The sequence below is a fragment of the Pseudomonas helleri genome (genome assembly GCF_009600315.1).
GTDB classification, from domain to species: domain Bacteria; phylum Pseudomonadota; class Gammaproteobacteria; order Pseudomonadales; family Pseudomonadaceae; genus Aquipseudomonas; species Aquipseudomonas helleri_A.
Window position 1 is genome coordinate 82,346 of record NZ_WIWC01000011.1, and the last position, 26,137, is coordinate 108,482.

General features: G+C 56.7%; 24 protein-coding genes and 1 pseudogene. 18 read left to right on the forward strand and 7 right to left on the reverse strand.

The features are described 5' to 3' along the window. Positions 1-119: 119 nt before the first annotated feature. The 4 genes from GHN86_RS09500 (at position 120) to GHN86_RS09515 (ending at position 2,423) form a co-directional block, all read left to right on the forward strand. Positions 120-395 carry a polyhydroxyalkanoic acid system family protein gene (locus GHN86_RS09500; RefSeq protein ID WP_122785215.1) on the forward strand — a complete coding sequence of 92 codons (276 nt, stop codon included), beginning with the start codon at positions 120-122 and terminating at the stop codon, positions 393-395. Positions 396-719: 324 nt separating this feature from the next. Then, complete coding sequence (locus GHN86_RS09505; protein ID WP_153378081.1) at positions 720-995, forward strand: hypothetical protein; 276 nt, start codon at positions 720-722, stop codon at positions 993-995. A 158-nt stretch (positions 996-1,153) separates the two neighbouring features. Next, positions 1,154-1,474: a hypothetical protein gene (locus GHN86_RS09510; RefSeq protein ID WP_153386474.1), complete on the forward strand. Its 321-nt coding sequence runs from the start codon at positions 1,154-1,156 to the stop codon at positions 1,472-1,474. A 232-nt stretch (positions 1,475-1,706) separates the two neighbouring features. Further along, positions 1,707-2,423 (forward strand): phasin family protein, encoded by a 717-nt coding sequence (locus tag GHN86_RS09515; RefSeq protein WP_153386476.1) that lies wholly within the window; start codon positions 1,707-1,709, stop codon positions 2,421-2,423. 49 nt (positions 2,424-2,472) lie between these two features. Here the strand turns inward: GHN86_RS09515 and GHN86_RS09520 are convergent, their stop codons facing one another. The 6 genes from GHN86_RS09520 to GHN86_RS09545 form a co-directional block, all read right to left on the reverse strand. Further along, a complete protein-coding gene (locus GHN86_RS09520) occupies positions 2,473-2,850 on the reverse strand; it encodes a gamma-butyrobetaine hydroxylase-like domain-containing protein (protein WP_153378078.1) in 378 nt (125 codons plus the stop codon). Between the two features lie 180 nt (positions 2,851-3,030). Beyond that, positions 3,031-4,365, reverse strand: coding sequence for an ATP-dependent protease ATPase subunit HslU (hslU, locus tag GHN86_RS09525; RefSeq protein WP_153378077.1), 1,335 nt, complete (start codon positions 4,363-4,365; stop codon positions 3,031-3,033). 68 nt (positions 4,366-4,433) lie between these two features. Continuing rightward, on the reverse strand, positions 4,434-4,964 hold the full coding sequence (gene hslV, locus GHN86_RS09530; protein WP_122785209.1) for an ATP-dependent protease subunit HslV: 531 nt from the start codon (positions 4,962-4,964) through the stop codon (positions 4,434-4,436). A 187-nt stretch (positions 4,965-5,151) separates the two neighbouring features. Further along, entirely contained in the window at positions 5,152-5,844 is a 693-nt protein-coding gene (locus tag GHN86_RS09535; RefSeq protein ID WP_153378076.1) for an SPOR domain-containing protein, read from the reverse strand. Between the two features lies 1 nt (position 5,845). Further along, positions 5,846-7,582, reverse strand: coding sequence for an arginine--tRNA ligase (gene argS / locus GHN86_RS09540; RefSeq protein WP_153378075.1), 1,737 nt, complete (start codon positions 7,580-7,582; stop codon positions 5,846-5,848). 196 nt (positions 7,583-7,778) lie between these two features. Then, on the reverse strand, positions 7,779-9,998 hold the full coding sequence (locus tag GHN86_RS09545; protein WP_323369222.1) for a primosomal protein N': 2,220 nt from the start codon (positions 9,996-9,998) through the stop codon (positions 7,779-7,781). A gap of 219 nt (positions 9,999-10,217) precedes the next feature. Here GHN86_RS09545 and rpmE point away from each other — a divergent pair, with 219 nt between their 5' ends. The 8 genes from rpmE to GHN86_RS09580 all read left to right on the forward strand — a co-directional run bounded on the left by rpmE (position 10,218) and on the right by GHN86_RS09580 (position 18,867). Beyond that, positions 10,218-10,469: a 50S ribosomal protein L31 gene (gene rpmE / locus GHN86_RS09550; RefSeq protein ID WP_019825265.1), complete on the forward strand. Its 252-nt coding sequence runs from the start codon at positions 10,218-10,220 to the stop codon at positions 10,467-10,469. Between the two features lie 5 nt (positions 10,470-10,474). Beyond that, a complete protein-coding gene (locus GHN86_RS09555; protein WP_153378074.1) occupies positions 10,475-11,302 on the forward strand; it encodes a thermonuclease family protein in 828 nt (275 codons plus the stop codon). A gap of 180 nt (positions 11,303-11,482) precedes the next feature. Continuing rightward, positions 11,483-12,751 (forward strand): malic enzyme-like NAD(P)-binding protein, encoded by a 1,269-nt coding sequence (locus GHN86_RS09560; protein WP_153378073.1) that lies wholly within the window; start codon positions 11,483-11,485, stop codon positions 12,749-12,751. Between the two features lie 193 nt (positions 12,752-12,944). Continuing rightward, positions 12,945-15,014, forward strand: a complete 2,070-nt coding sequence (gene tssI, locus GHN86_RS09565) for a type VI secretion system tip protein TssI/VgrG (RefSeq protein WP_153386478.1) — start codon at positions 12,945-12,947, stop codon at positions 15,012-15,014. Continuing rightward, the gene (locus tag GHN86_RS09570; RefSeq protein ID WP_153378071.1) at positions 15,011-15,865 is read left to right on the forward strand and encodes a DUF4123 domain-containing protein; all 855 of its coding nucleotides are present in this window, start codon (positions 15,011-15,013) and stop codon (positions 15,863-15,865) included. Before tssI ends, GHN86_RS09570 begins: the two co-directional genes overlap by 4 nt. After that, positions 15,862-16,653: a hypothetical protein gene (locus GHN86_RS23395; protein ID WP_194286197.1), complete on the forward strand. Its 792-nt coding sequence runs from the start codon at positions 15,862-15,864 to the stop codon at positions 16,651-16,653. Before GHN86_RS09570 ends, GHN86_RS23395 begins: the two co-directional genes overlap by 4 nt. A gap of 16 nt (positions 16,654-16,669) precedes the next feature. Further along, a complete protein-coding gene (locus tag GHN86_RS09575) occupies positions 16,670-18,490 on the forward strand; it encodes a lipase family protein (protein ID WP_194286196.1) in 1,821 nt (606 codons plus the stop codon). Beyond that, a complete protein-coding gene (locus tag GHN86_RS09580) occupies positions 18,487-18,867 on the forward strand; it encodes a hypothetical protein (protein ID WP_153378069.1) in 381 nt (126 codons plus the stop codon). Before GHN86_RS09575 ends, GHN86_RS09580 begins: the two co-directional genes overlap by 4 nt. A 48-nt stretch (positions 18,868-18,915) precedes the next feature. Here the strand turns inward: GHN86_RS09580 and GHN86_RS09585 are convergent, their stop codons facing one another. Continuing rightward, entirely contained in the window at positions 18,916-21,339 is a 2,424-nt protein-coding gene (locus GHN86_RS09585; protein WP_397462739.1) for a penicillin-binding protein 1A, read from the reverse strand. A gap of 206 nt (positions 21,340-21,545) precedes the next feature. Here GHN86_RS09585 and pilM point away from each other — a divergent pair, with 206 nt between their 5' ends. From pilM to aroK, 6 genes and pseudogenes are all read left to right on the forward strand, one after another. Then, on the forward strand, positions 21,546-22,490 hold the full coding sequence (gene pilM / locus GHN86_RS09590) for a type IV pilus assembly protein PilM (RefSeq protein ID WP_323369221.1): 945 nt from the start codon (positions 21,546-21,548) through the stop codon (positions 22,488-22,490). Then, positions 22,490-23,059 (forward strand): PilN domain-containing protein, encoded by a 570-nt coding sequence (locus GHN86_RS09595; protein WP_153378067.1) that lies wholly within the window; start codon positions 22,490-22,492, stop codon positions 23,057-23,059. Before pilM ends, GHN86_RS09595 begins: the two co-directional genes overlap by 1 nt. Next, complete coding sequence (locus GHN86_RS09600) at positions 23,059-23,673, forward strand: type 4a pilus biogenesis protein PilO (protein WP_153378066.1); 615 nt, start codon at positions 23,059-23,061, stop codon at positions 23,671-23,673. The genes GHN86_RS09595 and GHN86_RS09600 overlap by 1 nt, the downstream gene beginning before the upstream one ends. Then, on the forward strand, positions 23,670-24,197 hold the full coding sequence (locus GHN86_RS09605; protein ID WP_153378065.1) for a pilus assembly protein PilP: 528 nt from the start codon (positions 23,670-23,672) through the stop codon (positions 24,195-24,197). Before GHN86_RS09600 ends, GHN86_RS09605 begins: the two co-directional genes overlap by 4 nt. Positions 24,198-24,332: 135 nt before the next feature. Next, positions 24,333-25,583 (forward strand): annotated as a pseudogene (locus GHN86_RS09610) (type IV pilus secretin PilQ); the annotation flags it as partial. 4 nt (positions 25,584-25,587) lie between these two features. After that, a complete protein-coding gene (gene aroK, locus GHN86_RS09615; protein WP_323369220.1) occupies positions 25,588-26,106 on the forward strand; it encodes a shikimate kinase AroK in 519 nt (172 codons plus the stop codon). Positions 26,107-26,137 lie beyond the last annotated feature (31 nt).

A 26,137-nucleotide genomic window follows, 5' to 3' on the forward strand; every position in this document is an offset into this window, starting at 1 on the left:
CACCAAAAGAGAATGCTGGCCATTCTAATCCTGCTGACCGGCTTTGTCTTGGCCGGGCTCGGCTGACGTGTCGCAGGCAATGCCCGTATAGTGGCTGGCTTTTCTATCAGGAGTGAGTAATGGCCCGCATCAACGTTGAACGTGCCCACAACCTTGGCCTTGAAGCCGCCCGCGAAAAAGCCCAACCGCTGGTTGAAAAGCTCGCCGGGCAATACGGCCTGACCCCGACTTGGCAGGGTGACACGGTCAAACTTAAGCGCTCCGGCGTTAACGGCACGCTGGAAATCGGCGAAAAAACAGTCAAGGTCGATGTAGAGCTGGGCATGCTGATGTCCGCGATGAGCGGCATGATTCAGTCAGAAATTGAACGTTCCTTGGACAAAGCGCTGGCTTGAGCTTGGCGCCTGCCCAGCGGTCAACCTGACGATGTGTCAAAGGGCGATGTCACGCACTGGCATCGCCTTAAATGACACTTGAGAGTCGCTTGGGAGTTTTGATAGGTAGGAAAGTGCAAGTGGTGACGTAAACTTATTTAAAGAGTTAAGAGTGAATAAGCCAAGATGCGCTATCTAGCGCTGTTATCAAATTTTTTAGTGTGATTTGGCTAAGTTGGCAAATTTCAATGAGTGACTAGTATGGGTATTGAGGAAGCACAATAACCCTACTAGGAATTCAAAATTTCTCTGTATTTAAATGCTGTTGTTCATAATCCAAAAAACATGTCTGCCACTGAAATTTCTGCAAAAGTTGAAGAGGTTCTTGAGGAGTTTGTTTCTTCGCGTGATTTGAAATGGACGCCGGTTGTTGAAGTTAAATCTGGTATTAGCTACGTGGTTCAAACTGAAGCAGGGGACATGACGGGTTTTGTCAGCATCAATGGCTTCCGTGTCGTCTTTCTGATGGCGGGTGCAGCGGCTGCGGATGATGCCTGGACTGCAGAGGGCGATGCCATTGAGCTGATGGAGCGGGCATTCCCCAATTCTGTTGAAGTCTGAGTGCTTGGCGCGTGTCATGTCCAATCGTGATGTGACAGCTGTTAGCGAAATGATCAACGGCTAACGGATTTATTTAAAGGGCAATTAAAGTGTCGCCTTTTTTAAAAGGCGCACTTTAATTGCTTGTGGTTAATTGTTCATTCTTTAGGGAGCAAAGAATGTCTCATTATATATTTACCATTGCGCGGAATTCTGGAAGTCATCACGCAGGTGCACGCGAGCAAGCCGAGCGTGTCCTTAAACTTTTTATCGCCGCTCACCATCCTCTTGTGTACCGAGAGAAAGTCAACGCCGACGATAACGTGGAATATTTGATTTATGAGCCCGAGGGGGCCGAGTTCGGAAAGATTCTTGTCTATATCAATAGCGTTATATTTATGGCTTACGGACCTTTGGCGGAAGCTGAAGCTTGGAACACTGAAACTGAGATCACTGATTTGATGGACGGTGAATTCAACACTGGCAAGGTGAGTGCTTAGGCTGAATCTTGCAATTGAGAGCGACCCTCTTTCTTTGGATATTTCCGCTTTTGGTGGCGTCATCTTTTTCTAATGCAGGCGGTGTTTTTTCAGCCTTCTTCAATAAACAGAGATTCAAGCTTGAATCGTGGGCAATTTGCGTCTAAGCCTGATTGAGGTGAACACCGTGTTCATTTTGGTGAGTTGCCACGTTGGCTGATCGACGTCACCACTGGGTATAAAGGGGAATACGATGACTGCAAAAAAATCGACTGCACAACAAAGCCCTTCATGGGTAGGTAAAGTTGAAGAGTATTCCCGCAAAATCTGGTTGGCGGGTTTGGGTGTTTATTCAAAAATTGATACGGATGGCAGCAGTCTGTTCGACAGTCTGGTCAAAGAGGGTGAAAAGGCCGAGAAGCTAACCAAGGCAGGCGCGCCTAAAGCAACATCATCAACAACGCGCTCCAAAGTGGATGACGTTAAAGAATTGGCATTGGAGAAGTGGAGCGAGTTGGAAGAGGCATTCGACAAGCGTTTGAACAGTGCCATTTCACGTTTGGGCGTGCCCAGTCGTGAGGAGGTGAAAGCACTGCACGCTAAGGTTGAGGCGCTCACTCAACATATTGAAAAGCTCACTGCTGCCGCCTCCAAAGTAGCGGCGAGCAAAGCACCTGCTGCGAGCAAGCCTGCACCCGTCAAGGCGGCTGCCAAACCTGCGGTCGCCAAGTCGGCTTCCAAACCAGCAAGCCGCGCCACCGCGCCCGCTAAACCTGTTGCTGCAAAGCCTGCCACTAAACCTGCGGTTAAACCGGCAGCCAAAGCGCCTTCAGCCACCAACAAGGCTGTTGCCGCGAAACCCGCTGCTGCCAAAGCGGCTCCTGAAAAGCCCGCTACCCGCAAAAAAGCTGCCGCACCGAAAGCGGCCCCGGCAGTGGTCACACCGCCACTTGAAAAAACCTCAAGCTAAAGAGCTTCGCCAAGGCCAGCTATGCCCGACGCTCCGTAGTAGCGGGTGCTTAAAGCATCAGCTTCACAACGGAGACTGCGGGGTCCCGAGATTTTCCGGCTTTTTTCAGCTCATCGAGATAATCCGCCCATAAAGCGTCCTGACGTTTACCCAGTTCATAGAGGTAGTCCCAGGTAAACAAACCGCTGTCATGGCCGTCATCGAAGGTGAGCTTGAGCGCGTATTGGCCCGCAGGTTCGACTTTGCTCAAGCCGACATTGATTTTGCCGTATTGCAGTATCGGCTTGCCGTGGCCCTGAACTTCGGCAGAAGGCGAATGCACACGCAAAAACTCGGCAGGCAAGGTGTATACCTCGTCTGGCCCATAGGTGAGCGAGAGGGTTTTAGAGACTTTGTGCAGTTTGATAGCTGTAGGAAGCTTGGTCATTGCCTTGGGTCCGTCAGAGTTAATGTGCCTTTAGCCCAGGTACAAACACAGTAGCCGCTGACGCAGGTTACGATCGCCAACCGTGTCGGCGCAGGATCCAGAGATCACTGAAGGCTTTTGAGCCTTATCGCAGCCCTCGCAGCGGCTACATGTACTGTGTACACCCTTGCGGGTTGAGGCTTACAAGATGTAGCGCGAGAGGTCTTCGTTCTCGGCCAGTTCACCCAGGTGGCTGTTCACATACTCGGCATCAATGCGGATTGGCTCCTCTTGATGAGCGCTGGCGATATCACCGGCACTGAAAGACACCTCTTCAAGCAGGCGCTCAAGCAGTGTGTGCAGGCGGCGAGCACCGATGTTTTCGGTTTTCTCGTTAACCTGCCAGGCGATTTCCGCCAAGCGCTTGATGCCCTCTGGCATGAACTCGATGTTCAGACCTTCGGTCTTCAGCAGCTCGCGGTATTGCTCGGTCAAAGAGGCATGCGGCTCGCTGAGAATGCGTTCGAAGTCTTCAGGCGACAAGGCCTTGAGTTCAACGCGGATCGGCAAACGGCCTTGCAGCTCAGGCACCAGATCGCTTGGTTTGCTCAGGTGGAAAGCACCCGATGCGATGAACAGGATATGGTCTGTTTTGACCATGCCCAGCTTGGTATTGACGGTGCAGCCCTCGATCAATGGCAGCAAGTCGCGCTGCACGCCTTCGCGGGATACGTCGGCGCCGCCGACATTGCCACGCTTGGCCACTTTGTCGATTTCATCGATAAACACAATGCCGTGTTGCTCTACGGCTTCCAGTGCTTTGGCTTTGAGTTCTTCATCGTTAACCAGGCGGCTGGCTTCTTCGTCACGCACCATTTTCAGGGCTTCTTTGACTTTCAGCTTGCGGTTTTTGCGCTTGCCTTTGCCCATGTTGGCAAACAGGCTTTGCAACTGGTTGGTCATTTCTTCCATGCCAGGCGGCGCAGAAATATCGACACCGGCGATGTCCGCCACTTCGATTTCGATTTCTTTGTCGTCCAGCTGACCTTCACGCAGGCGCTTGCGGAACAGCTGGCGCGTGTTGGAATCCTGTGGCACTGCGGCTTCTTCACCAAAAGTGCGAGGAGGCGGCAGCAGGGCATCGAGGATGCGCTCTTCGGCCGCTTCTTCAGCGCGGTGGCGAACCTTGACGATTTCCTGTTCGCGTAGCAGTTTGATGGCGGCATCGGCTAGATCACGAATGATCGACTCGACGTCGCGGCCGACATAGCCGACTTCGGTGAATTTGGTAGCTTCCACTTTGATGAACGGGGCGTTGGCCAATTTGGCCAGGCGACGTGCGATTTCGGTTTTACCGACACCGGTCGGGCCGATCATCAGAATGTTTTTTGGCGTCACTTCAACGCGCAGCTCTTCGGGCAGTTGCATCCGGCGCCAGCGGTTACGCAGGGCGATGGCAACGGCGCGTTTGGCGTCGTCCTGGCCGATGATGTGGCGATTGAGCTCGTGGACAATTTCGCGGGGAGTCATGGACATGGTAGTTGGCGTTCCTCTAGCTAAAGTAAGGGTCACAAACGGGCAGGCATACCGGCCCGGCAGGCGTCTTAATTAGCGAGGTCCTGCTCCTCGATAGTAATGTTGTGGTTAGTGAATACGCAGATGTCGCCAGCGATACCGAGTGCGGTTTCCGCGATTTCTCGGGCCGAAAGGTCGGTTTTCATCAGCAGGGCGCGGGCTGCCGCTTGAGCAAATGCACCGCCAGAGCCCATTGCGATCAAGCCGTCTTCAGGCTCAACGACGTCACCGTTGCCGGTAATGATCAACGAGGCATCTTTATTGGCGACTGCCAACATGGCCTCCAGGCGGCTCAGTGAGCGATCGGTACGCCATTCTTTGGCTAACTCGACCGCGGCACGAACCAGATGGCCTTGATGTTTCTCAAGCTGGCCTTCAAAGCGTTCGAACAAGGTAAATGCATCGGCGGTCGCACCGGCAAAGCCGGCGATAACCTGACCGTGATAGAGGCGACGAACTTTTTTCGCGTTGCCTTTCATCACGGTATTGCCAAGGGAAACCTGGCCGTCGCCAGCCATGACGACTTTGCCGTGACGGCGTACTGAAACGATGGTGGTCAAGGGAGAGTCTCCACGCAGCGGGGCGAAAATGCCTGATGGAATTACATATGGGGGTTGTAGTCGGTTTTTCAACCGCGGGAAGGGAATGTAGATGAGTGGGGCAAGACGAGGAAGGGATAAAGCATCGCGAGCAAGCTCGCTCTTACAGAATTCATGCATCTCTGTAGGAGCGAGCCTGTAATCGGTTTTAGCGGCGCTGTTGCAACAGCAAATTATTGAAGCCGCTACCGGCCAATTGCTTTTGAGCAACGGTCAGTTGGTCGCGGTTAGTAAACGGCCCGACCAGCACGCGGTACCAGGTTTCATCCTTGACGGTGCCCGCCTCAACAGTGGCGGTTTGCCCCAACAAAATGATTTGCGCACGTACCCGTTCAGCATCGGCCTGTTTGCGGAACGAGCCCGCTTGCAGGAAGAACTTGGTCACAGGGGCCGCTTTTATCACAGGCGGCGCCGGTGGTGGCGTGACGCCGCTCAGCGCCGCTTGAGCGCGAGCCGTGTCGATTTTCGCGGCTTCTGCAGGCGTGACTGGTACTACAGGTGCTGTTTGCGGAGTGGGCGGAGTTTTTTCCGGCACGGCATCGGGCGGCACGATCACTTCTGACTCGGGCAACAAGGTGTAGAAATCGTACTTGGGCTTGGCCGGCTGAGTCGGGCTAGGTGCCGTTTTATTGGCTTGCTCGACCTGTGAGGCCTTTTGCTGCTCTTGCTTGACCCGTTTGACGTCGTCGCCCTTACCGGGTTCGAGTTTCATCAAGAACACAATAAACGCGCCCACCGTGAGGCCGATAGCCATCCACAGCCAGCCCGGAATCGGCTGTTTGGCGGGCGCTTGATACCGGCTGGCGCCTCGCTTGGGTACAGGCTTCTTTTTAGCGGCCAACTTACATGCGCTCCAGAGTTTCCAGACCCAGCAGTTCCAGGCCTTGCTTGAGGGTGCGGCCCGACAATGCGGCCAAACGCAGGCGGCTTTGCTTCTGTGCTTTGTCTTCTGCGCTCAGGATCGGGCAATTCTCGTAGAAGCTGGAGAACAGGCCGGCCACTTCGTACAGGTACGTGCACAGGGTGTGCGGGGTGCCTTTTTCGGCCACGTGATTCAGTACTTCGCCGAACTGCGCCAATTTGGCTGCCAGCTCTTGTTCCTGCGGTGCTTGAAGAATGATGTGGCCTTCAACTTCATTGAAGTTCTTGCCCAGCTTACGGAACACGCCCGCAACACGGGTGTAGGCATACAGCAGGTAAGGTGCGGTATTGCCTTCAAAGTTCAACATCAGGTCGAAGTTGAAGCTGTAATCGCTGGTGCGGTGCTTGGACAAGTCGGCGTATTTCACAGCGCCAATGCCAACCACTTTGGCAATGGCACGCAGTTCTTCTTCAGCCAGCTCGGGGTTCTTCTCTTTAACCAGCGTGTAAGCACGTTCTTTGGCTTCGTTGAGCAGGTCGATCAGTTTGACCGTGCCACCGTCGCGGGTTTTGAACGGGCGGCCATCAGCGCCATTCATGGTGCCGAAGCCCATGTGCTCCATTTCCATCGGGTGGGTAATGAAACCGGCTTTGCGGGCGACGGCAAACACTTGCTGGAAGTGCAGGGCCTGACGCTGGTCGACAAAGTACAGGGCGCGGTCGGCTTTCAGTACGCCGCTGCGGTACCGAATGGCTGCAAGGTCGGTGGTGGCATACAGATAGCCGCCGTCCGCCTTGACGATAATCACCGGCAATGGCTCGCCTTCAGCGTTTTTGAATTCGTCGAGGAACACGCACTGGGCGCCGTTGCTCTCGACCAACATGCCTTTGGCCTTGAGGTCGTTGACGACGTTGATCAGGTCGTCGTTATAGGCGCTTTCGCCCATCACATCGGCCATGGTCAATTTGACGTTCAACTGCTCGTAGATTTTTTGGCAGTGCGACAGCGAAATATCTTTGAACTTGGTCCACAACGCCAGGCAGTCGGGGTCGCCGGCTTGCAGCTTGACCACCAGGCTACGGGCACGGTCGGCGAACTCGGGGGACTCGTCGAAGCGCTTTTTGGCCGCGCGGTAGAAGTTTTCGAGGTCAGACAGCTCGTCGCTGGTGATCGGGTTTTCTTCCAGATAGGCCATCAGCATGCCGAACTGGGTGCCCCAGTCGCCGACGTGGTTCTGACGGATCACGTCGTCGCCGAGGAATTCCAGTACCCGTGCCACGCCATCGCCAATGATGGTCGAGCGCAGGTGGCCCACGTGCATTTCTTTGGCCAGATTAGGCGCTGACATGTCGATTACGGTGCGCATGGCAGGTGTCGCCTTGCGCACACCAATTTTCTCATCGGCCAGTGCCGCATCGAGGCGCGAAGCCAGGGCTTGGGTGTTTTGGAAGAAGTTCAGGAAGCCCGGACCGGCGATTTCGGTCTTGCTGATTTGCTCATCGGCCGGCAGGGCAGCGATGATTTTCTCAGCCAGGTCGCGCGGCTTCATACCGGCTGGCTTGGCCAGCATCATGGCGATGTTGCTGGCGAAGTCGCCGTGGGTTTTGTCACGGGCGTTTTCCACCTGAATCGCTGGCGTCAGGCCTTCAGGCAACACACCTTCTGTGACGAGTTGATCCAGGGCTTGTTGAATAAGCTGGCGAATGGTGTCTTTCATGGTCTTCTCTTTCAACCGCAAGCGCGGTAGCGCTTTAGTGCGCAGGTGGAAAAAGTGGGGATTATCCGTTGCTGGGTCGGCCTTGCCAACCTTAGCCGACGGGCTTTGTTAAATCTGTCGCCGCTGCCTCAGGCAGCGACTCTGCTTTTGAATAAAACTTTATCGCAGCCTTCGGCAGCGGCGCCATGGACGTGGGTCAATAAAGATCGACCGGGTCCACATCCAGCGACCAGCGTACCTGTCGGCCGCTGGGCATTTGCTCCAGCACCAGCAGCCACTGGTTCAGCAGGCGATGCAATGGGGCACGGGCATTGGCTTGAAGTAATAGCTGGGCACGGTAGCGTCCGGCGCGCCGTTCCATCGGCGCGGGCACCGGGCCAAGCAACTCAATCCCGCTTAAATTCAGCTCGCCCAGCAAACGCTCGGCCTCGCTGCACGCTTCGTCCAGAAAACCTTCAGCTTGCCCCGGCTTGTGAGCCTCGGCGCGCAACAGGGCCAGATGAGCGAAGGGCGGCAAGCCTGCGGCACGGCGCTCGCTCAAGGCTTGCTCGGCAAAGGCGAAGTAGCCTTGCTCCGTCAGCTGAATCAGCAGCGGATGGTCGGCCAGATGGGTCTGGATGATCACCTTGCCCGGTTCCTCGGCGCGGCCTGCACGGCCTGCAACCTGAACGATAAGCTGGGCCATGCGCTCGCTGGCGCGAAAGTCGCCCGAGAACAAACCGCCGTCGGCGTCCAGAATCGATACCAGCGTTACCCGGGGGAAGTGATGGCCTTTAGCGAGCATTTGCGTGCCGATCAAAATGCACGGCTGGCCTTTTTGAATCGTGGCAAACAGCTGGTTCATCGCGTCTTTACGTGAGGTGCTGTCGCGATCAACCCGCAACACGGGGTAGTCAGGGAACAAAATCCCTAGCCGTTCTTCCGCGCGCTCGGTGCCAGCACCCACAGGGCGCAAGTCGACTTTGTGGCACTGCGGGCAGTTGCGTGGCACTCGCTCGACGTAGCCGCAGTGATGGCAGCGCAGCTCGTTAGAGCGTTGATGGACCGTCATGCGCGCATCGCAACGCTGGCACTCCGACATCCAGCCGCAGTCGTGGCACAACAAGGTCGGGGCAAAGCCGCGGCGGTTGAGGAACACCAGCACCTGCTGGCCCGCCGCCAGCGTTTGGCCGATGGCTTGCTGCATGGGGCCGGAAATGCCGCTGTCCAGTGGGCGGCTTTTGACATCCAGTCGCAGGAAACGCGGCTGTTTGGCACCACCCGCCCGTTCATTCAAACGCAGCAAGCCGTAGCGGCCGGTGTAGGCGTTATGCAAGCTTTCAAGGGACGGCGTGGCCGAGCCAAGCACAATTGGTATGTTTTCTTGTCGGGCGCGTACCAGTGCCAGGTCGCGGGCGTGATAGCGCAGGCCTTCCTGCTGTTTATAAGAACCGTCGTGCTCTTCGTCGATGATGATCAGGCCCGGGTTTTTCATCGGGGTGAACAGCGCCGAGCGCGTGCCAATAATAATGTCGGCCTCGCCATCACGAGCGGCCAGCCAGCTTTCCAGCCGTTCACGGTCGTTGACCGCCGAATGCACCAGCGCGATGCGTGCGTTGAAGCGCTGCTCGAAGCGGGCCAGGGTTTGCGGGCCGAGGTTGATCTCCGGGATCAACACCAGCGCCTGTTTGCCGGCCTGCAGGGTTTCGCGAATCAGCTGCAAATACACTTCGGTTTTACCGCTGCCCGTGACGCCCGCCAATAAAAAGGCATGGAAATGATCGAATCCTGCACGAATGGCCTCGTAGGCGGCCCGTTGTTCAGCGTTGAGCGGCAGCTCGGGCTGGGCCAGCCAGTGCTCATGTCGTTCACTGGGTGCATGGCGACGTATTTCGACCGTCACCAGCCCTTTGGCCAGCAACAGGTCGAGGCTGTCTTTGCTCAGCATCAATTTGCTCAGCAGTTGATGCGCCACACCGTGGGGGTGCTGGGCCAGTGTGGCCAGCGCTTCACGCTGGCGCGGCGCGCGGGCGACACGCGGATCGTCAAGCTGGGCACCGGGGGCGATCTGCCAAAAGCGCTCCTGCCGGGTTTCAGCCAGCTCACCCTGACGCAGTAAAACCGGCAGCGCCCAGCTCAGGGTGTCGCCCAGGCTGTGCTGGTAATACTGCGAAGTCCATAAACACAGCTTGAATAAAGAAGCCGGCAGCGGTGGCGTCGCGTCAAGCAGAGCGATGGCTGGCTTGAGTTTGTCGGCTGGCACGTCGCTGTGATCGACCACCTCAACTAAAATGCCGATCATTTCACGCCGCCCGAACGGTACCCGCAAGCGCATCCCGGGCTGCAATTGCTCGCGTCGAACGCCCGCAGGCGCCCGGTAATCGAACAAACGGCGCAGGGGGGAAGGCAGGGCAAGGCGCAAAATGGCGTCGGGCACGCGGGGCTCTCAAGTGATGAACGGCGAAGATGGCCCGGAGCCTAGCAGACAACGTGCCCCGGGACTAAAAAGCTGGGCAGTATTAGATGAAAGAATTGGGTTGGAGCATGATTGGCCGCTTGCGTCAATGCAAAGGTCTGGTATTATCGGCGCCCTAAATTTACGTGCGGTATTCAACAATGGTGTTGAGTGGCGGCACGCTAGCCTGAGGAATACCCCATGAAAGCCGATATCCATCCAGCGTACGAAACAATCCTGGTAACTTGCAGCTGCGGCAACAAGTTCGAAACTCGTTCGAACCTGTGCAAGCCACTGGGCACTGACGTATGCAACGAGTGCCACCCGTTCTACACCGGTAAGCAAAAAACTCTGGACATTGGCGGTCGTGTTGATCGCTTCAAGACTCGTTTTGGTGCTTTCGGCGCTAAAGCAGCCGCTCCAGCAGCAGAAGCAGAAAAAGCAGCCGAGTAAGGCTGATGACCTTGGGCAGCCTTTCGAGTCTGGCCGGGTTATTGAAAAAGGCGTCCCTTGCGGGCGCCTTTTTTGTGCCCGCGATCTGGCTTTCGGCGGTGCAGGCGCAAGCGTTGTGCCCCGCACCTCAGCCGCTGTCGTACGCGCAGGTAGAGCGCGTGGTCGATGGCGACACCCTGCGCCTCAAGGATGGTCGCAGCGTGCGCATGATCGGCCTCAATGCCCCCGAAACCGGCAAAAAGGGCCAGAGCGCCGAACCGTTTGCCGACGCGGCCCGCAAGCGTCTGCAAACCTTGGTGGCGCTCAGTGACGGGCGCGTGGGGTTGCTGCCCGGCAAGCAGGCCAAGGACCGTTACGGCCGTACCCTGGCTCATGTCTTTGGTGCCGATGGCAGCAATCTGGAAGCGCAGCTGTTGGCCGATGGCCTGGCCTATCAGGTCGCGATAGCCCCCAATGTCGAGTTGGTGGGCTGCCAACAAGCTGCCGAACGCCGTGCCCGGACGAACGGTGTCGGGCTATGGCGGCAGTCGCCGGTTATCTCGGCCCATAACATCAGCCGCTCAGGTTTTGCCGTGGTCGGGGGCAAAGTCAGCCAGGTGCAGCGCAATCGCGGCGGACTTTGGATTGATCTGCAAGGCGGATTGGTCGTGCACATTGCACCCAAAGACCTCGGCTATTTCGATCAGAAAACCCTCGGCAAGCTACAGGGCGCTCAGGTCGAGGTGCGTGGCTGGGTGCTGGATCGCTCGCGACGCGGCGGATTGAAAGCGGGACAAGCACGCTGGATGTTGCCAGTGACCCATCCGGGGATGCTTCAGGTCATTTCCGAATAAAATTGTAGACAATTTTAAAGTGTGATTGTGGACACTCTAGCCCTTGCGCCACGCGGGTCTTGGTCCAAAGTCGTAGGGTAAAGCCCTTGACACTGCTGACCGGTCAGTCTTGTCGGGACTTTGCGACACGCGTATGCTCGGCGATCCGTCTGTCCAACAGCAAAAAAGCGGAACGCCCTTATGTCTGATTTGAAAACCGCTGCTCTCGAATACCATGCCCAGCCCCGCCCAGGGAAACTGAGTGTCGAGCTCACCAAACCTACCGCTACTGCCCGCGATCTCGCGTTGGCCTATAGCCCGGGTGTAGCCGAACCAGTGCGCGAAATCGCCCGCGATCCTGAACTTGCCTACAAATACACCGGCAAGGGCAACCTGGTCGCCGTTATCTCTGACGGCACCGCCATTCTGGGCCTGGGTAACCTCGGCCCGTTGGCTTCCAAGCCTGTGATGGAAGGCAAGGGCGTTCTGTTCAAGCGCTTTGCCGGTATCGACGTATTCGACATCGAAGTTGACGCCGAAAGCCCGCAAGCCTTTATCGACACCGTTAAACGCATCTCCATCACCTTCGGCGGTATCAACCTCGAAGACATCAAAGCCCCTGAGTGCTTTGAGATCGAGCGTGCGCTGATCGAACAATGCGACATCCCGGTGTTCCACGATGACCAGCACGGCACCGCCATCGTAACGGCAGCCGGCATGATCAACGCGCTGGAAATCGCTGGCAAAACCCTGTCCGACGCCAAAATCGTCTGCCTGGGTGCTGGCGCTGCGGCCATCTCCTGCATGAAGTTGCTGGTGAGCATGGGCGCCACGATCGAAAACATCTACATGATCGACCGTACCGGCGTGATCCACTCCGGCCGTGACGACCTGAACCAGTACAAGGCGGTCTTCGCTCACGCCACTGAAAAACGCACCCTGGCTGACGCCATGGACGGCGCAGACGTGTTTGTTGGCCTGTCGGGTCCAAACCTGTTGAGCGCTGAAGACCTGCTGCGCATGGCGCCTAACCCGATTGTGTTCGCCTGCTCGAACCCGGATCCGGAAATCTCGCCAGAGCTGGCTCACGCCACCCGTAACGACGTGATCATGGCCACCGGCCGTTCGGACTACCCGAACCAGGTCAACAACGTATTGGGCTTCCCGTTCATCTTCCGTGGTGCACTGGACGTTCGCGCCAAGCGCATCAACGAAGAAATGAAAATTGCAGCGGCCAATGCACTGCGTGAACTGGCCAAACTGCCGGTGCCACAAGAAGTGTGCGACGCCTACGGCGGCATCAAACTGGAATTCGGTCGTGAATACATCATCCCGAAACCGATGGACGTGCGCCTGATCACTCTGATCTCGGACGCGGTGGCCAAAGCGGCTATCGAGACCGGCGTTGCGACCCTGCCGTACCCGGCAAACTACCCGCTCAAAAGCGTGGATGACGTGTTCAACGGCTAACCCCGTCTAGCGTCAAACCAAAGCCCCGGCGCTGAAAAGCGTCGGGGCTTTTTGGTTTTTTCTTCTCTGAACCGTTGCTTGAATATGTCGCCGAACCGAACTAGCAACTTCTTTTAAAAATTTCAGAATCCCCCTACAAAGGCACCGCCGGTCTGTCCGTTAGTGTTCTTCCTTTATCAAGGAGGAATTCAGGATGTCAGCATCAGCCCGCCAGCACCGTTTCAGTTTGACGATCCAAGGCTGTCAGCATGAGCTTCGGGTTTTAGCGTTTAACGGTGATGAGTCCATCAGCAGACCTTTTTGCTTTGCGCTTGAATTGGTGAGCGAGCACCCGGCACTGGATTTCGACCTCTTGATGCACCACACCGCCTTTCTGGCGTTCGATGAGCAGGGCAGCGGGATTCACGGGCATATTCACAGCGTTAAACGCCACAGCCCCGGTGCCCGGCTGACCCGCTACGACCTCACTCTTGTGCCCAGCCTGGCCTACCTGGCGCACCGCACCAATCACCGGATTTTCCAGAACCTCTCTGTTGCGCAGATCATCGAACAGCTCTTTAACGAGCACGGCATTCTCAGCAATGCTTATACCTTTGCTGCCTTCTCTCCTTCACCCCCGCGCGAGTACTGCGTGCAGTACGGCGAGTCTGATTTGTACTTTATTCAGCGCTTGTGTTTTGAAGAGGGTTATCACTATTACTTCAAGCATTCGCCTGACGGCCACCTCTTGGTGTTCGGCGATAAGCAGCAGGCGTTTACCCCGCCAAAAGAGGTCACGCCTTTCGTGCAAAACGACGGCATGGTGGCGGCAGGGCCATCGATTAATCACTTCGCAGCGAGCGTGAGCAACTGCATCAAGCGCACCGTACAACGTGATTACGATTTCCAGACTGCCAGCCGCACACTCGAGGCTGACAGCAGTGGCCCCCTCGATGGCTCTCCCTTTGAAAGCTACATTTACCCCGGTGGCTTTAAAAATAAAGCCCGCGGCGAGCAGCTTTGCCAGATCGTCCTTGAGCAGCACCAAACCGGTTATTACCAGTCCCGGGGCAGCAGCGATCAGCCGATCTTGAGCAGTGGGCACTTCTTGCAGATGAGTGAATCCCCGCGTGAGGACTGGAACCGCCGCTGGCTGCTGACCCGCGTGCATCATGAGGGTAAGCAGCCGCAGGTGCTGGAAGAGCAGGGCCAGGTTTCCCCGCCCGGCGAGCCGGGTGAATGGACGCTGGGCTATCGCAATACCTTTAAGGCGATCCCCGCTGACGTTACCTACCGGTCGCAGGAGATTTACCCTAAACAGCGTATTGCAGGCAGCCAAACGGCTCGCGTGACCGGGCCTGTGGGTGAAGAAATTCACTGCGATGAATTCGGCAGGGTTCGGGTGAAATTTCACTGGGATCGCAGTGGTATTGAAAACGAGCAAAGCAGTTGCTGGGTGCGCGTGTCGTCCAGTTGGGCAGGGGAGTACTACGGGGCCGTGACGACTCCACGCGTGGGCATGGAAGTGCAGGTGGTTTACATCGAGGGGGATCCAGAAATGCCGGTTATTTCGGCGTGCCTGGCCAATAGCATCAACCCTGTCCCGCTTGACCTGCCCGCCGAGCAAAGCCAAAGCGTCTTTCGCAGCCACAGCACGCCCGGCGGCAGGGGCCACAACGAACTGCGTATCGAAGACCGCCAAAGGCAAGAGCTTATCCGTGTGCATGCACAGCGCGATATGCAACAGCACATCAGGCACGACAGTCACGTACACATCGAGGGTCAACACCAGGTCACGGTGGTCGGCGATAGCGTGACCGTGCTGCAGGGCGAGGAGCACCTCACGATCACCAGCGACCGTGCCGTGCACATCAAGGCCAGCGATCACCTGCAAGTCGCAGGCAGCAGTCATACACGTGTAGGCAGCGTAATGACAGTCGAGGCCGGGCAGCACGTGCATATCAAGGCCGGCGCCCATTGTGTAGTCGACGCTGGGGCCAACATGTCATTGATGGCGGGCGGGGAGCATCTGGTCATCAACCCCTCCGGCATTTTTACCAGCAGCTCCATTCAGGAAGGCGGCAAGCCAGTGCGGGGCGTACCGGCCATGCCCTTGTTGCCGGGCCAATTCGCCCATGACTTGCCCCCAGAGGCCCTGCCGCTGCACATCGCTCCCTCGCAATTGGCGCTGATGGCAGCCACGCACGACCTCGGCGCCGACATTTGCCCTTTATGCGAGGCCTGCCGTAACGGCCTGTGCGTGCCTGAAGGAGCTGCGCAATGAAATTGCCATCACCTGTTCAATGGATAGAAGCACAGCGCAAGCGGGGTCATGAACTGTGCTTGATGTTGGACACGTTCGATCACAAGCCGGTGCTTCAGACGCTCTTGAAGGACCGCACCCATGACCGTTACAGCAGCCTCTACAGCCAGACGCCCATCGCTGAACTGGCCGGCATCGGACCTTTTCTGATCATGCTCGACAGCGGCGACACCCAACCCCTGACCGAGCTGTTAAACAGCCCTGAACGTCACTGGGGTTGGCTGGTGAGCATCGCCGCGCAGGATTTTCCTGCACTGGTGCAGCATTGGCGCGAGCGCATTCTGGTGGGGCAACGGCCCGATCAAGGGATCTATCGCTTTCACGACAACCGCGTACTGGGCAGGGCGCTGTCGTCTATGCCGCCAGAGGCAAGGCCAGCCTATTTGGGACCTGCACATAGTGTGTGTTACGCCCAAGGCGAACATTGGCTCAGCGCCGACAACCGGGCCCCGGGTCAGCACCCTTTGCCTGAGCAACCGCACTGGTTGCAAGTGCCTGTGCCGCCCGAGCAACGGGCGCGTATACGAGAAACCAATGCCCATCGTTTTTTGCTGGCCCATCATCAGGTCGCCTACCTGCAATTGGCGGAACATCGTGACCCTTTCGACTGGCTACGCCTGCAACGGGGAAGGGCTGAAGGATGGGGCTGGCATGCGCCCCGCCAGCTGGAATTTTTACTGGTCAGCAGCCTGAGCACCCCTGAATTCGAAATACCTATGCAGTGGCATCCGCGCGTTTACGAAGAACCCAGTGAACACTTTGAACGGGTATGCCAGGAAGCGAAGTTGCTACAAGGCAAGGGCATCGCATGAAGCGCTGGTTAATTGCGTGTGCAGGGATAGTCGGTATTGGGGTGGCTGCTTATGGATACTTTAAAGAGCCCAATACCTTCACCTTCACCGTCGATATGCCGCCGGGGTTTAAATATAAAGCGGCGGTGTATTACGTGCCTGCGCCGGGTGAGACGTGCACGGTGGCGAGAAAAGATAATTTGGCACCTGTATTCAATTACTGGTGGCGAGAGGATTATAAACCTGACTCGGTAATAGAAATTCGCAGGACTCGCAAAGGGTGTCCGTTAGTTGTCTATAACATCAGATTGGAGATATTTGCGACCTATGGAAAGTCGAGAGGGGACTTTAGCTCTACGACTGCTCAGGTGGTGATTAAAGAAGGGTTGGATGAGATAGATATAGAAGAATTCAACGAAGCTGGGGAAAGTGTTTTCTTCGGTCAATGTGATTGGAGTTTTCAAACATATGGGAAGACAAGAGTGCTACGGAAGCTACTTGACTGCAAAGATGTAAATATCGGTCGTCCTGCGACACGTGGAGGGCCTGTGGCGGGTTACTTGCCTGATCAGCCTCCCGGGAAGAGTATTAAAATGAAAATAACAGTGGACAAAGAGGAGCAACCTTCCAGTATTAATAAATGGGTGAAGTTTCCCAATGGATGGAAGCGCTGTATGGGTAAAGGGTTTGAAGACCCTTATGCATTTTGCGTTGAAGATAATGAAAGCTTCAGTAGTTTTATTTTGCACGATGGAACCCCGTGTACTATTTATCCAGCTTGTAAAGAGTATGAGGGTGAGAATGAATAGTTCCTTTGGTACTAGTATGAGTTTTCAAGAACGTATGCTTTTTTGTCCTGTACAAGGCAGTGAGTCTAGCTTTCAATTAACGGATGAATTTGGTGCGGGCGAACCCTACGCGGGACTTGCTTTTAAAGTTACTGATGCTGAGGGGTTTGAATACAGCGGCTTTCTGAACTCTTCGGGGGTCGGGTTAGTGATCAATCATTTTGCGGGTCCATTAGCTTTGAAAATGGGAGCTGATTATAAACAAGTTAGGGATTACTACAGTCAGCTATCAATTCGTAAGCACTATCCTCTTAGGATAACCGAGCTTCAAGTTCGAGCAGAACAAACCCGTTACGCCAATGAAGATGGCAGCCGTCCCCGGGCATTGCCCACTTCACAGCTTTCAGACGCTGATTTTTGCCAAGTTGAAGTCCGAGACTTGGTCGAGCATGTGTCACATTTGCCGCCTGAGGTTGAACGTCACTACCCGCCCAGTACGGGTGCCCGTCGATTAATGGGGGAGCATGGCCTGCGAGGCGTCTGCATAGCGGGGAATCGGCATACAGTTCTACAAGTTCGGCCATTGCGCGCATTGCGCCCGATGCTTTCGACGGACCCGCAATTCTGTGCGCTGAACCTTTACCAGTTGGCGTTGATGTCGACGCTGAGTTATTGCCCGTTTGGTCAGGCGCCCGACAAACATCCCATAGTTGAGCCGATGGTCACTTTTGCCGAAGAGCCGAGTTCGGGCAACTGGTTTGCCGATTCGCTCGCCAAATTCAAGGAAATATGGAAAGTCGATGTTGGCCAAACTCAGGCCTATTACCCGTTGTATGAAGACGTGGCCTATTCCAGGCGTTTTGAAGTCGTGCCCTTTGATCCTGAGTTGTACCCAAAAAATAACCCGCAATTAGGGCCCGATCAGGATAGTCCCATCAAAATCCATTTTCTGGATGATCGCGGCGAAATTGTCGACACCGATACTCAAGCGTTTGCGACCCATAGCGATGAAATCATCTTGATCGTGATACGGGGTACCAGTGAGATGTGGCGTGATGCGCTTCGAGACCTTGATGCGTTTCAAGTTCCTTTTGAGGAGGGAGTAGGCACGGTACATCGCGGGTTTTATGAGGCCGCCAAACAGGCCTATGATTTCGCATATAAGTACCTCGAAAAATTCTACGCTGGCCAAAAGCTCTTGATCTGCGGCCACAGCCTCGGAGGTGCCATCGCCCTGATTCTGTCTGAAATGCTGCGTCGCATGCCTGAACGCTACGACATCCTCCTCTACACCTACGGCGCCCCCCGCGCGGGCGATTCAACCTTTGTCGAAGCGGCCAAACCTCTCGTCCATCACCGCATGGTCAATCACAACGATCCGGTGCCCAGTGTGCCCGCGCCGTGGATGAAGTTTAAGCCTTCGGAATTTGATTACGGTGCCGCTATTCGCTTCAAGAATGTGCCCGCGGAGTTCATTGCCTATGTCGCCGGCATGATCAATATGGACGCCGATCCCTATACCCACCACGGGCAGTTGCAGCATTTCATGCGGGTGAATTTTGGTGGCAATGAGGTTTCCCACATTCTTTGGGAGCCGGGCTGCGAGACATTGGCCGAGCACGCTGCCTGTTTAATGGCCCTGGATCAGTATGAAGGGCTGCCCGTTCGCGACGGGTTAGGGCGCCAATTGCTGGATGCCGGTGATCATTCGATGGTGAGCAGCTACGTGCCACATTGCTGGGCCACGCTACGCCGCTGGCAAGAAGCGCAGGAGGGCGCACGGCCACTGGTTACCAACCGTGAGGTGGGCAGGAGGGCGCACGGCCACTGGTTACCAACCGTGAGGTGGAGTGGGTGAGGTTGATGCTGTCACGGGTCGAGGAGCAACTGAACCAGCGGGTCGGCCATCTCAAGGAGGCCAGTGACCCGTTTCCGCGGATTACCCGAGCCACCGTTCAAGCCATGACCAAGGAACTGTCGAACATACGAATGACCGCCAAGCGCTTGTCATCGTTGGCCTATCACGTGGTTTCGGCTGAGGATGTCTATGGCGCCCACGCGGCGCACCCCGAGTGTCTGGCTGAGGCGTTGAAGCGCTGGCTGGATCACGCCGACAACACCCGCAGTGTGCAACTGGCCATGGCCCCTCAGGGCATGTCGATGGCCGAGTTTGATATTTCCATGGGGTTTGCCCGCGATACCGGGCCGTATTACGGCGATATTCTGGATCTTTAAGGGTGGCAAGCCGCACGCGCCATGACGCGCAGCTTGCCGCTCTGGGGATCAGAACAGGTCGATGGGGGCCCCGTCATCAGCAGGCAACGGGCTGCCCGGTGCCGGGTTGTTGCCCAGTTCGCTATTGGTCGGCGGCGTGTCTTCGCTTTTGAACAACTCAAAGTAGGCGCCCGGTGTACCCGGTGAGGCGATGCGGCCGCTGGTCGGGTCGATGCGCAGGCTGAGGATGCCTTCTGGCTCCGCTTGGGTGTGCGCTGGCTTGTCTTTAAGTGCGCCCGCCATGTAGGTCATCCAGATCGGCAGGGCGACCGTGCCACCATATTCGCGGCGGCCCAGGCTTTCAGGCTGGTCGAAACCGGTCCATACCGTGGTCACGTAGTCCGCGTTGTAGCCAGAGAACCAGGCGTCCTTGGACTCGTTGGTCGTACCGGTTTTACCCGCCAGGTCCGTACGGCCAAGGGCCAGTGCGCGGCGACCGGTGCCCAGCTTGATCACGTCCTGCAGCATGCTGGTCAGGATGTACGTGGTACGCCCGTCGACGATGCGTTCGGCCACGGCCTGGGTTTCGGTGGTCGGCAAGCCCGGTGCGGCGTTGATGGTGTCGATGGTCAGCGCTGCGGCTTCTGATGGCGCGTCTTTGCGGTCACTTTTCGGCACGCTGGGCGGGTTGGCGACAAACAAAGTCTCGCCGTTGCGGCTTTCAATCTTGTCGATCAGGTACGGTGTGATTTTGTACCCGCCGTTGGCGAAGGTGCTCCAGCCGGTGGCGATTTCCATCGGCGTCAGCGTGGCCGTGCCCAGCGCCAGCGACAAGTTGCGCGGCAGGTCCTGTTTGTTGAAGCCGAACTTGCTGATGTAGTCGATGGTGCGGTCGACGCCCAGGCTTTGCAGCAAGCGGATCGAGACCAGGTTGCGCGACTTGTACAACGCTTCGCGCACACGGATAGGACCGAGGAAGGTGTTGGTGTCGTTCTTCGGGCGCCAGACCTTGTCGAGGTATTCGTCGACAAACACGATGGGGGCGTCGTTGACCAGCGTGGCGGCGGTGTAGCCGTTGTCCAGCGCTGCGCTGTAGATGAACGGTTTGAAACTTGAGCCGGGTTGGCGCTTGGCCTGCATCGCCCGGTTGTAGTTGCTTTGCTCAAACGCGAAGCCACCGACCAGTGCACGAATGGCGCCGTTGTTCGGATCAAGCGAGACCAGCGCGCCTTGTACGGTAGGCACCTGGCTGAATTTCAGGCTGCCATCGGCTTGCGGTTGCACACGGATCAGGTCGCCCACTTGTGCCACATCGGATGGCTGCTTGGGCATCGGGCCCATGCTGTTGGTGTTGAGGAATTTGCGCGCCCATTTCATGGTGTTCCAGGCCACACGGCCTTCGCCGTTACGGGTCAAGACATGCAGGCCGTCTTTATCGACCTGAGTGACGATGGCCGGTTCCAGCCCGCTGATGGGGCGCTGCTTGGCGAGTTCTTGAGTCCACACCGCCAGGGTTTTACCGGGGAAGCGGGATTCAGGGCCGCGGTAGCCGTGACGCTGGTCGTAGGCCATCAGCCCTTCGTGGACCGAGGTGTTGGCCAGCTCTTGCAGGTCGCTCGGCACGGTGGTGGTCACACGGTAGCCTTCGGTGTAAGCCTCGCTGCCGTAGCGGCCGACCATCTCGGCACGGGCCATTTCGGCGATGTACGGTGCGCTGACTTCCGGGGTTGGCACGTGATAGCTGGCGTCGACCGGCTCGGCGATAGCCGCTTCATAGCTGGCCTGATCGATTTTGCCCAGTTTATACATGCGGCCCAAGATCCAGTCGCGGCGCTCTTTACTGCGCACCGGGTTGGCCAGCGGGTTGAAGCGCGACGGTGCCTTGGGCAGGCCGGCAATCATGGCCATCTGCGCCAGGCTGAGGTCGCGGATCGACTTGCCGTAGTAAACCTGCGCAGCCGCTTCGATGCCGTAAGCACGGTTGCCCAGGTAAATCTTGTTCACGTACAGCTCAAGGATTTCGTCCTTGGTCAGCTCGCGTTCAATTTCCAGCGCCAACAGAATTTCGTTGGTTTTGCGGGAAAAGCTCCGCTCACTGGACAGGAAATAGTTCTTCGCCACCTGCATGGTGATGGTGCTGCCCCCTGATTGAATGTGTCCGCTTTTTACCAGTTGGGTAGCGGCACGCATCAGGCTGCTCGGGTCGACCCCGTAATGATTGGCGAAGTTGTCATCTTCTGCCGAAAGCAGGGCATTGATGAAATTGGGCGGAATGTCGGCGAACTTGATCGGGGAGCGGCGCATTTCGCCAAACTCTGCGATCAATTTTCCGTCGCTGGTGAAGACCCGCAAAGGAATCTGCAACTGGATGCTTCTCAACGACTCTACGGACGGCAAGCCAGGACTAAGATAGAGAAACGCGCCGCTCAACACGAGCAACAGCCCGCAGAACACAGCAACGAAAGACCACCCGAAAAACTTCAGCAGACGAATCAAGGCTTTTGGATTTCCAGATTAAGAAATGGATGTGCACGTCAGGGCAGTGCGCAGGTGCGACGGGTCGACAATGCGGAAAAAAACGCCCGGCATTATAAGCATTTTTCGCTTACAGGCGTCATGGACCGCATGTCAGAACGGGTTTTGAACGGATCTCAATTTTTACCCTCCGTAAGTCACGGAATGCATTAGGGAAAATAACAGTGCCAGAATTTTTGACCACTCGCCGCCACCATTGTGTTGGCATTGATATCAGTGCTAACGCTGTCAACATTGTCGAATTAAGCCGTTTGAACACGACGTTCACGCTTCACGGCTATGCCATTGAACCCTTGCCCACACAGCCCGCAGATGATCAGACCCGCGCTCATCCGAAAAGTGTCGCTCAGGTGCTGCTTCGGGTGTTGAAAGAGCAGGCAATGCTCGCCCGTGATGCGGTTGTAGCGGTTGCCGACGGCCAGTTGATCTGTAAAAACCTGGAGCTGGACGCGGGCCTTGCAGGTACCGAACTGGAGTTGCACGTGCGCCTCGAAGCCGAGCAGCATGTGCCCTATGCGCTGGAGAGCGCCGCGCTGGATTTTGAGGTGCAAGGCTGTTCCCCTTTGAACCCGCAGTTGATGAGCGTACTGCTGGTGGCGTGCCCCATGGAAACAGTGGACTGGTATCAGGCCGTGTTGAGCCATGCGGGGCTCAAGGCCAAGGTCGTTGAGGTGCAGTCCCATGCTCGGGCGCGAGGCATTGACGCAATGGTGCCTGCATCAGGTGCGGTGGCTGTGGTCGATTTCGCCGCGCACACCACGCGGTTAAGCATTCTGCATCAAGGTCGGGTGCTCGATTCGCGCGAACTGCTCTTCGGCGATGGCCTGCAGCATCAGGACACCTTCAAAACCACAGCCGTGCAGCACATCAGGCGCGGCCTTGAACAATCAGTGGCAAGCCCCAGGGCCGAATCGATCATTTTGGCCGGTGCGGTGGCGGCACAGGCGGGGTTGAGTGAGTGGCTCGAAGCGCAACTCGGGATACCGACTCAACCAGCCAATCCGTTTATTCACATGGACATTAGCCCGTCACTGGTCCCTCAAGCCTTGTGCAGTCATGCCCCAATGTTGTTGACTGCCTGCGGCCTGGCCTTGAGGGGATTTGATTAATGGCGAGAATCAACTTGTTGCCCTGGCGGGCAATGTTGCGCGAACAGCGTTACCGGCGTTTTGTAATGGTGCTGCTGGCGCTGACAGTGCTTGTGGTGGCAGGACTGTTTGCGCTGGATCAGTTCATCGATCGTGCCGTTGAGCGGCAATTGGTGCGCAATGACTTGATCAGAAGCGCCACTGTGCAGCTGGATGGGCGAGCCGAGCAAATCGATCAACTGAAAGTGCGCCGTGAGCAGCTGCTTGAACGCATGCAAACGATCGAGACGCTTCAAGGCAGTCGCTCTGACAACGGAATTATTCTGGAGCAGCTGGCCCGCAGCTTGCCGCAAGGCGTGTATTTCACCGACGTGAAAATGAGCAACAGCCTCATCGTGATCACCGGGACTGCCCAGTCGCCGAGTCTTGTGGCCGAGCTGATGCGCAATCTGGATGCCTCCCATTGGCTAGAGGCTCCAGTACTGATTGATGTGAAAGCAGAGGCTGCCCCGGCAGGCGGGCAAGAGCGGTGGTTTCAGATGACCGTCGGTCAGACCCATCATCCCGTTCATGCGGGCGGGCAACTCTGATGGCGGCGCATTGGCTGGAGCGTCTGCGCGGTGTTGAGTTACAGGATTTTGGGTTGAGGAATGCGGGGGTTTGGTCACTCAGGCATAAAGCGCTGGTGGCAATGGCCTGGGTAGGCGCTTTGTTTGGGCTTGGGTACGGGCTGGTGCTTGAGGGGGCAATGACCCGGCTTGAGGTGCAGCGCGAGGCTGAAATGGCCATGAAAACTGTGTTCGAGACCAAGGCGAAGGCGTTGCCCGGCCTCGTCTCATACACCTTGCACGTGCAGGCATTGGAAGGCGCCTATCAAGGGTTAATGACTCTCTTGCCTCGTCAAGCAGAAGCCCCTGGGCTGCTGGATGATATTTCGCGCATGGGGTTGGCCAGCGGCCTGCTGATCGAACAGATGCAGTGGTCCCCGCCGGTGACGCATAGCCTGTACATCGAGCAGCCGTTGCAACTGTCACTGGTCGGGCGTTATCACGATGTTGGCCTTTTTCTGAGCAGCCTCTCGAACCTGCCACGTATTGTCACCTCCCATGATTTTGCGCTGGAGCCTCTCAATACCTCGGGCGATGGTCGGTTGCGCATGACCTTGCTGGCCAAAACCTACCACGCCCCAGGGGTGGCACCATGAACCGGGTTTCTCGGCTGTGTGTGGCGGGCTTCTGCGCGGGTATGGCTGGGTGCGACAACCCACAGAGTACAGCGCAATTACAGGCGTTTTTGCAGGCAACCCAACATCACGAAGGGCCTGCCATTGCTCCGCTCCCACTGTTCGTGCCCCCGCCTGAATTCGTCTATGACGCGGCTCACCTGCGCAGCCCGTTTCAAAGGGTGCATGAGGACGCCTCCGGCAGTTGGCAGACAAGCCTGGTCGAGGAAGGGGTAGACGACAGTCGTGTCAGGGCATTACTGGAAGGCGTTGACCTCGAACAGTTCGAGCTGGTCGGCACAATGTCCAACGATCGGGAAAGTAACGCCTTGCTCCGTGCCAAGGGGGTTGTCCACCGTGTGAAGGTGGGCGATTACCTGGGTCGAAATAACGGTCAGATTGCCTGGATCGACAAGGCCCACGTTGAAGTGTTTGAAATGGTTTCGGATGGTCAGGGTGGTTGGCTGGAAAGGTCTCTGACGATCCCTCTAAAACAGCAGTCTTAACGGAAATACACCATGAAAAGGATTTTCCCGGTCTGTGGACTGGCGCTATGGAGTGCGCTGAATTCACAGCAGTTACTGGCGCTTGCGCCATCCATTCCCCTTTCGCCCCCGCCCATTGAAGCAGCGAAACCTGTGTACACAGGGGAACTCATATCGCTTAACTTCCAGGACATCGAGGTGCGCACGCTGCTTCAGTTGCTGGCCGACTTTACCGAGTTCAATCTGATTGTCAGTGACTCCGTGCAGGGCAACATGACGCTCAATTTGCAGGACGTACCGTGGGATCAGGCGCTGGATGTGGTGCTTAAAAGCAGAGATCTGGGCAAACGCATGGAGGGCAATGTGTTGCTGATTGCACCCTTTGACGAAATGGCCGCCCGCGGGCGGCAGGCCCATGAGGCGCACGAGCAATTGGCCGATCTGGCTCCGTTGCGTAGAGAACTGGTGCAGGTCAACCATGCGAAGGCCAGCGACATCGCCAAATTGTTCCAATCAGTCACCGCTTACCCGGCAGGCGCCGATGGGCGCGGTTCGATTACGGTAGATGAACGCACCAATCACATCATCGCGTTTCAGTCGGCCGAGCAACTGGAGGAGTTACGCCGCATCGTGGCGCAACTGGATGTGCCGATGCGCCAAGTAATGATTGAGGCCCGTATTGTTGAGGCGGGCGTGGACTTTGAGCGCAACCTCGGTGTGCGCTGGGGAGGCGCCGTCAATAAAGGCGGTAAATGGAGCGCTGGTGGCATGGGGGCGTCGTCTTCTTCAACGGGGGAGGCTGGGGAGGTGAGCGCCCCGTTTGTGGATATGGGGGTCAAGGGCCATTCCTCGGGGTTGGGGATCGCCTTTATCACCAACAATGTGTTGCTGGACCTTGAACTGAGCGCCATGGAGAAAACCGGCAATGGCGAAATCATCTCCCAGCCCAAGGTCGTTACCTCAGACAAGGAAACCGCCAAAATCCTCAAAGGCACTGAAATTCCGTACCAGGAGACCAGTGGCAGCGGCGCCACCTCGGTCTCGTTCAAGGAAGCCTCGCTGTCGTTGCAGGTGACGCCGCAAATCACTCCGGACAACAGCGTCATCATGGAAGTGGTCGTCACCAAGGACGAACCTGATTACCTCAACATGATCAACGATGTGCCGCCGATCAAAAAAAATGAGGTCAAGGCCAAGGTGTTGGTTAAAGATGGCGAAACCATTGCGATTGGGGGCGTTTTCTCAAATTCTCAAAGCAAAGTGGTAGATAAAGTGCCATTTTTGGGCGATGTGCCGTATGTTGGCCGGCTTTTCCGAAAAGATGCTGTGCTCGAAAAAAAATCCGAACTGCTGGTGTTCCTGACTCCGCGTATCATGAACAACCAGGCGATTGCTGTGAGCCATTGATTCTGTGCGAAATTTAATCCTTGTTGGGCCAATGGGGGCTGGAAAAAGCACCATCGGACGTTTACTCGCTAAAGAGCTGCACCTGCCATTCAAAGATTCCGACAAGGAAATTGAAGTGCGCACCGGTGCCAATATCCCGTGGATCTTTGATAAAGAAGGCGAGCCGGGGTTTCGCGAGCGTGAAACGGCAATGATTGCCGAACTGTGCAACGCCGATGGCGTGGTGCTGGCTACCGGTGGGGGTGCGGTCATGCGCCCGGAAAACCGGCTGGCACTCCGTAACGGCGGGCGTGTGGTGTATTTGCATGCTTCTATTGAGCAGCAAGTGGCCCGAACCGCGCGTGACCGCAACAGGCCGTTGTTGCGCAGCGCCAATCCTGAAAAAATCCTGCGCGACTTGCTGGCCATTCGTGATCCGCTCTATCGGGAAATCGCCGACATCATTGTCGAAACCGACGAGCGGCCACCGCGCATGGTGGTGCTGGATATTCTCGAACGTCTGGCGCAACTGGCACCGCGTTAACTCAGTCGCGGCTTCGCTCTACAAGCCATTA